Annotated in this window: 6 protein-coding genes; 5 read left to right on the forward strand and 1 reads right to left on the reverse strand. The window is 62.9% G+C overall.

Annotated features, from left to right (window positions below; genetic code table 11):
* Positions 1 to 43: 43 nt before the first annotated feature.
* Complete coding sequence (gene ribB / locus ACFO0A_RS06330; protein ID WP_379538119.1) at positions 44 to 1228, forward strand: 3,4-dihydroxy-2-butanone-4-phosphate synthase; 1185 nt, start codon at positions 44 to 46, stop codon at positions 1226 to 1228.
* A complete protein-coding gene (locus ACFO0A_RS06335) occupies positions 1228 to 2403 on the forward strand; it encodes an acyl-CoA dehydrogenase (protein ID WP_379538120.1) in 1176 nt (391 codons plus the stop codon). Before ribB ends, ACFO0A_RS06335 begins: the two co-directional genes overlap by 1 nt.
* Positions 2404 to 3296: 893 nt before the next feature.
* Here the strand turns inward: ACFO0A_RS06335 and ACFO0A_RS06340 are convergent.
* A complete protein-coding gene (locus ACFO0A_RS06340; RefSeq protein WP_379538121.1) occupies positions 3297 to 3686 on the reverse strand; it encodes a MarR family winged helix-turn-helix transcriptional regulator in 390 nt (129 codons plus the stop codon).
* Between the two features lie 89 nt (positions 3687 to 3775).
* On the opposite strand from ACFO0A_RS06340, the gene ACFO0A_RS06345 reads away from it, so the two are divergent.
* The 3 genes from ACFO0A_RS06345 to ACFO0A_RS06355 form a co-directional block, all read left to right on the forward strand.
* Positions 3776 to 5521, forward strand: a complete 1746-nt coding sequence (locus tag ACFO0A_RS06345) for a chloride channel protein (protein ID WP_379538122.1) — start codon at positions 3776 to 3778, stop codon at positions 5519 to 5521.
* Positions 5518 to 5775, forward strand: coding sequence for a hypothetical protein (locus ACFO0A_RS06350; protein ID WP_379538123.1), 258 nt, complete (start codon positions 5518 to 5520; stop codon positions 5773 to 5775). The genes ACFO0A_RS06345 and ACFO0A_RS06350 overlap by 4 nt, the downstream gene beginning before the upstream one ends.
* A gap of 224 nt (positions 5776 to 5999) precedes the next feature.
* Positions 6000 to 6353, forward strand: a 354-nt coding sequence (locus tag ACFO0A_RS06355) for a thermonuclease family protein (RefSeq protein ID WP_379538124.1), incomplete at its 3' end; no start/stop codon positions are given.

The following is a 6353-nucleotide window of genomic DNA, read 5'->3' on the forward strand; positions in this document are numbered from 1 at the left end:
GTCGTACACCCAAGCAACCATCCAGGAAACTGAGGTACGAGGCGTGACCCAACTGCCCCATCGCTATCTCTCGACACCCGAAGAGATCATCGATGAGGCCCGCAACGGCCGGATGTTCATCCTGGTCGACGATGAGGATCGCGAGAACGAAGGCGACCTGGTCATTCCGGCTCAGATGGCGACGCCGGAGAAGATCAATTTCATGGCCCGTCACGGCCGCGGACTGATCTGTCTCGCTATGACCAAGGAACGGATCGATACGCTGGGACTGCCGCTCATGAGTCGCAGGAACGGCACGCGGCACGAGACTGCGTTCACTGTCTCGATCGAAGCGCGCGAGGGGGTCACGACGGGCATCTCAGCCGCTGATCGCGCCCACACCGTTGCAGTGGCCATCGATGCCACGAAAGGCCAATCCGACATTGTCACACCAGGCCATGTCTTCCCGCTAGTCGCACGCGACGGAGGAGTGCTTGTGCGCGCCGGCCACACTGAGGCGGCCGTCGATGTCTCCCGCCTCGCGGGCCTCAATCCCGCGGGTGTAATCTGCGAGATTATGAACGACGACGGGAGTATGGCCAGGCTCGACGACCTTATTTCCTTCGCGCAGCTCCATTCGCTCAAGATCGGCGCAATCCGCGATCTCATCGCCTACAGACGCCGGCACGATCACCTTGTCGAACTCGCCAGCGAAGCGCCCTTCACCAGTCGTTGGGGCGGAGACTGGACGGTCCGCGCCTATCGCAATCGTGCAACGGGAACCGAACAGATCGCGTTGGTGAAGGGGGAAATCGACGCTCGCCGACCCACCCTCGTGCGGATGCATGCTCTATCACCATTCGCCGACATCTTCGGTGAGAATTCCGAGCGCAGCTCATTGTTGTCGCGCTCAATGGAACTGATCGCCGGGGAGGGAAGCGGAGTGGTTGTCGTCATCAATCGCCATCGCGCCGACGGGTTCACCACCGCGGTGAAGCGCAAGGCGGGAGAGCCGGTTGAGCTCGATGTCGAGGAGCTGCGAGATTATGGCGTCGGGGCGATGATCTTGGCCGATCTGGGCGTCCTTGACATGGTGCTTCTAACTAACACGCATCGATCGCCGGTTGGGATAGAAGGTCATGGCCTGCGAGTCATCGAGGAGCGACCAATAGCGCGCTCCTCTCGCCCCGAGCTGCCCGAAGCCGGCGAAGTTGCTGCTCATGGTCGGCTCCTTCGGGCTGAGGCGTAATGCAAGTTTTCGACTGGCAGGATCCGTTCGGCCTCGACGTTCAGTTGAGCGAGGACGAGCGGATGATCCGCGACGCCGCCCACGCGTTCGCACAATCCGAGCTGCAGCCGCGCGTGATCGAGGCGTTCGCCAACGAGGTGGACGCGCCAGAGCTGTTTCCGCTGATGGGCCGCGCCGGCCTGCTAGGCGCGACAGTGCCGGAGGAATACGGCGGCGCGGGCGCCAACTACGTTGCATACGGCTTGATCGCGCGTGAGATCGAGCGCGTGGATTCGGGCTACCGGTCGATGGCGAGCGTGCAGTCGTCGCTCGTGATGTATCCGATCTTCGCTTACGGCTCGGAAGAGCAGAAGCGGAAGTATTTACCCGGCCTCGCCAGCGGAGAGCTGATCGGCTGCTTCGGCCTGACGGAGCCCGATGCCGGCTCCGATCCGGGCGGAATGCGTACCTACGCCAAACAGGACGGCGACGGCTTCGTGCTGTCGGGCTCCAAGACCTGGATCAGCAATGCGCCGTTCGCCGATGTGTTCGTCGTCTGGGCCAAGAGCGAGGCGCACGGCGGCGCGATCCGCGGGTTCGTACTCGAGAAGGGCATGGCCGGGCTGTCGGCGCCCAAAATCGAGAACAAGCTGAGCTTGCGCGCCTCGACCACCGGAATGATCCTGATGGACGAGGTAAAGGTAGGCGCCGACGCACTGCTGCCTGAAGTCTCGGGCCTCAAGGGCCCGTTCGGCTGCCTCAACCGGGCGCGCTACGGCATCTCGTGGGGCGCGATGGGCGCCGCAGAGTTCTGCTTCCACGCGGCGCGCCAGTACGGGCTTGATCGGGAGCAGTTCGGCGTGCCGCTTGCCTCCAAACAGCTTTACCAGCTCAAGCTCGCCGACATGATGAGCGAGATCGCGCTGGGCCTGCAGGCCTCCCTGCGTGTCGGCCGGCTGATGGACGACCACGCCTTCGCGCTGGAGATGATCTCGATCGTCAAGCGCAACAACGTCGGCAAGGCTTTGGACATCGCGCGCAAGAGCCGCGACATGCACGGCGGCAACGGGATCAGCGGCGAATACCAGGTGATCCGCCACATGGTGAACCTCGAGACCGTCAACACCTACGAAGGCACGCATGACGTTCACGCGCTGATCCTTGGCCGCGCGGTCACGGGTATCCCGGCGTTTTGATCCCTCGCGTGCGGGGTGCTTGCGCAGGTGTCTGAAATGTTGCGTTTGATTCAACTCTTCGGGCCTCACACCAAGTCGGGCGGTGGAAAAACTCGCATCCGATCCTCGACGGGGCGAATGTTGAGAAGGCAGCCCACGTCGGTACCGACGTTCCTCCACCCCCGCGGCTTGCCTCCCTCGATCAGAATACCATCCCAAGGACCGAGAAATACCTTCTCGGTTTCCCCTAGATCGAAGTAGATCACCCAGTATCCGCCCGCTGAAAATATCAGCTATTCGCCAGTGTGATCGTGCAACGGCATGCCTGGGCCCGGCTGGCAAACCCCAGCCACTATTCGGAGCTCGTTGCTTTCTGCGCCGGGGCGTACCGACATCGGCATGGTCGGGAATGACCCGTCGCAATACCTGTAGTAAGGTAGGACGAATTCGGGGCTTACGGCGCCGGTGGGCCAGTGCGGCTTCAAAGTCGCAAATTTTATGAGCGTATAATTGCCGGCCGTCTTCCCTTCACTGCAGGACTCGTGACTGGTTGTTGACATGGATGACCTCCGCTGAGTCAAGTTCGCGGCACTCAACATAACCTCCATACTATAGTACGGAGTCAACCCGATGTTTACTGCTGGAGCTACAAATGCGAGCAACGCGGTTGGGCGGGACCCCTTGGGCCACACTCCCGTGGTAAGCGTGACCCAGAGTGCCAATAAGATCCTCACCTGAAGTGAGTTGGAGGAGACTGTGCCTCTGATCGCAGTCGCCTTCCGATCGGCTGCTTTGCCCAAAATTTTTCAACAAGCTGCCATTCCGGTTTCGGCCCAAAATCTGACAGTTCTCGCCACTTTCTTACTCGTCCAGACCCTTGCGAGCACCATCTCGCGACTCAAGCGTGTGGGCAGTCAGGTAAGTTTATCGAGCAGATCGATCAGCAGCGGGCGAAGTCGCCCGATTTCTTCGCGATGCGTCGCTGAGAGTTCTGCCAGCAGGTCTTCGGCCTTTTCGGTCAGCGTGAGCAGCGCGACGCGTCTATCCACCTGAGAGGCTTGGCGTGCGACCAACCCTTGCGCCGCGAGACGGTTGACCAGGCCAGTGGCGCTATGGGGCTTGAGAATGAGGCGCTCGGCGACATAGCCCACTGTTACTGCCCCACCGGCTCCGCGGATTGCGAGGAGCGCCTGATGCTGTTGGGCGGTGAGCCCGTGCTCGCCTGCACGCCCTTCGCTGAAAGCCAGAAACTGGCGCAGCGCGTGGCGAAAATCTGCGAGTGCGGCGTAGTCCGCGACCTTCAACGTCGTCCTCTGATGCAACGGCTCTCCTCCCTTGAATAATATCGCAATGCGATATAGTCGCTCCGTTCCGAAACGAAAGCGCGTCGTAGATGTCCCCCACCCGTTCCGTGTCCCGAACGCCGCGCCTGGCCGACCATAGCGCCGACTGGCGCCTTGTGCCGCTGGCTGGTGCGGCCGTCCTGATCGGCGCCGGTGCGGCAGGCGGGGCATGGTTGCTGATGCGGCTCATCTCACTTGCGACCAACCTGTTCTGGTTCGGAACTCTGTCGACCGGACCGCGTGAGATTGCCGACGCCAACGTGGGGCTCGCGGTACTTGCCATTCCCGTCATCGGAAGCCTTATCGTCGGGCTCATGGCCCGCTTCGGATCGGACAAGATCAGGGGCCACGGTATTCCCGAGGCGATCGAGGCCATTCTCTACGGGGAAAGCCGCCTGTCGCTCAAGGTCGCCATCCTCAAGCCGCTCTCGTCCGCGATCTCGATCGGCAGCGGCGGGCCTTTCGGCGCCGAAGGGCCGATCATCATGACCGGCGGGGCTATAGGGTCGCTGTTCGCCCAGCAGTTCAAGCTGAGCGCGGCCGAGCGCAAGACACTGCTGGTTGCCGGCGCAGCTGCCGGCATGACCGGGATTTTCGGCACACCGCTTGCGGCGATCCTGCTCGCAATCGAAGTCCTGTTGTTCGAGTGGAAGCCGCGCAGTTTCGTGCCGGTCGTAATCGCGGTCCTGGTCTCTTTGGGCTTGCGGCCATTGCTCATGGGCTCGGGTCCACTGTTCCCGTTCCCCGGGGCTTCGACACCTGACTTCGGCACGGCAGCGCTTGCCCTGGGGATGGGTCTGGTCATTGGCCTCGAGGCGACCGCGCTCTCATGGCTGCTTTACCGTGTCGAGGATGCCTTCCACCGGCTTCCGGTCCACTGGATGTGGTGGCCAGCCTTGGGCGCAATCGTCGTCGGTTTGGGCGGGCTTATTGACGCGCACGTGCTCGGTGCGGGCTATGCCAACATCCAGGCGCTGCTCGACGGGTCTCTGACGATGCAAGTGGCTCTCACATTGCTGGTGGTAAAGGCGACCGTCTGGCTGGTTGCGCTTGGCTCCGGAACATCGGGCGGAGTGCTAGCACCGCTGCTCATCCTTGGCGGGGCACTTGGCGTGCTGCTGGGCCAGTTCCTGCCTGGCGCGGTAGGGTTCTGGGCGATGATCGGGATGGCCGGCATTCTCAGCGGTGCCATGCGCGCTCCGCTTACCGGTGCGCTGTTCGCGGTTGAGCTGACTGGCCATTTCGATGCACTGCCGGCGACGATTGCCGCCTCGGCTGGCGCATACGGCGTCAGCGTCCTTATCATGCGCCGCTCGATCCTCACGGAAAAAATCGCGAGGCGCGGCCGGCACGTGCTGCAGGAATACTCGGTCGACCCGCTCGATTTCCTCCAGGCGGGGGAGTTGATGTCACGCGATCCCGATACCCTACCCGGCGAGATGAAGATCGGCGCCGCAGTGGCATTCTTTGCCCAGGGCGCGGCGCATCGCAGCTATCCCGTCATCGATCCCGCCGGACGGCTCCTGGGTCTGGCATCGCGATCCGACGCGCTGCGCTGGCAGGTCGAAGGGGATTTGAACGACGTCTCGCTGGCGGAGGCGCTATCCGATCCCCTGCAGCCCTATGCGTTCCGCCATGCCCCCATTGGCGAAGTCGCCGACCTCATGGTTGAGACCGGCATCGGCCGCGTACCAATTGTCGATGAGGCGACGGGGCGGGTGGTCGGCATACTTTCTCGCCATGACCTGCTCAAGGCACGCACTGCCACGCGGCGAACGGAGTTGGAGCGGACATGACCGAGTCTTCCGGCAGAGGCCGTACGGTCGTCCGCGAGGAAATTGCACGCTATCGGTGCAGTGGGGCCAACGGCCTGCTGCGGATCGTCATCGAATACCAACTCGTTTCCATCGAGCAGACCGGCGAGCGGTCTCGTCGCCGCCCCGGAGTTCGTGGAGTCCGATTGGAATCAGGTGAGGAGCTTCGCTTGATCGATGCGCGCAGTTTTGAGGTTCCGAGCTCAGGAGAACTGATCAGCGTGGATGACGTATAGTCCGAAGCCTGTGGAGAATTGTTTCGCAACCAACGGCAAGGCAACGTTGGCCAATGAAGAGATCCTCGTCGGAATGGCCCTCGTTACCGCCCTGCCAGCCCAGGCGCAGACGTTGTCTGGTCCCGCCGAGGTAGTCGACGGGGACTCGCTCAGCGTTGCGGGATTGTCGGTACGCCTGTTCGGGATCGACGCTCCCGAGGGCAAGCAGACCTGCACCCGGGGGGGTGGAAACCTGGCGCTGCGGGGAAGAGGCGGCCTCGCGCTTGCGCGGGCTGATCGGCTCGGGCCGGGTGGACTGTCGCGGCCGCGGGATGGACGCCTATGGCAGGACCCTTGCGACCTGCGCCGTGTCCGGGGTCGAGCTCAACCGGACCATGGTCGAAACAGGCTGGGCCACCGCCTTTCGCAAGTACAGTCAGGACTATGTTCGGGAGGAGGATCAGGCCAAGGCTGCGCGTCGCGGCATCTGGAGCTCGCAATTCCAGCAACCTGAGGAATACCGCGCCGCTCAGGCAATCACCAGGAGTGGGGCACCGGCCAGGCACGCTCCAGCGTACCTGGCAGCCCCTTCGCGCAAT

This window comes from Novosphingobium tardum (genome assembly GCF_042652045.1).
Taxonomy (GTDB): Bacteria; Pseudomonadota; Alphaproteobacteria; order Sphingomonadales; family Sphingomonadaceae; genus Novosphingobium; species Novosphingobium tardum.

Bases quoted from the DNA above. Each gene is read 5' to 3' on its own strand.
- ACFO0A_RS06335 (WP_379538120.1), top strand. From the start codon at position 1,228: ATGCAAGTTTTCGACTGGCAGGATCCGTTCGGCCTCGACGTTCAGTTG.
- ACFO0A_RS06345 (WP_379538122.1), top strand. From the start codon at position 3,776: ATGTCCCCCACCCGTTCCGTGTCCCGAACGCCGCGCCTGGCCGACCAT.
- ACFO0A_RS06350 (WP_379538123.1), top strand. From the start codon at position 5,518: ATGACCGAGTCTTCCGGCAGAGGCCGTACGGTCGTCCGCGAGGAAATT.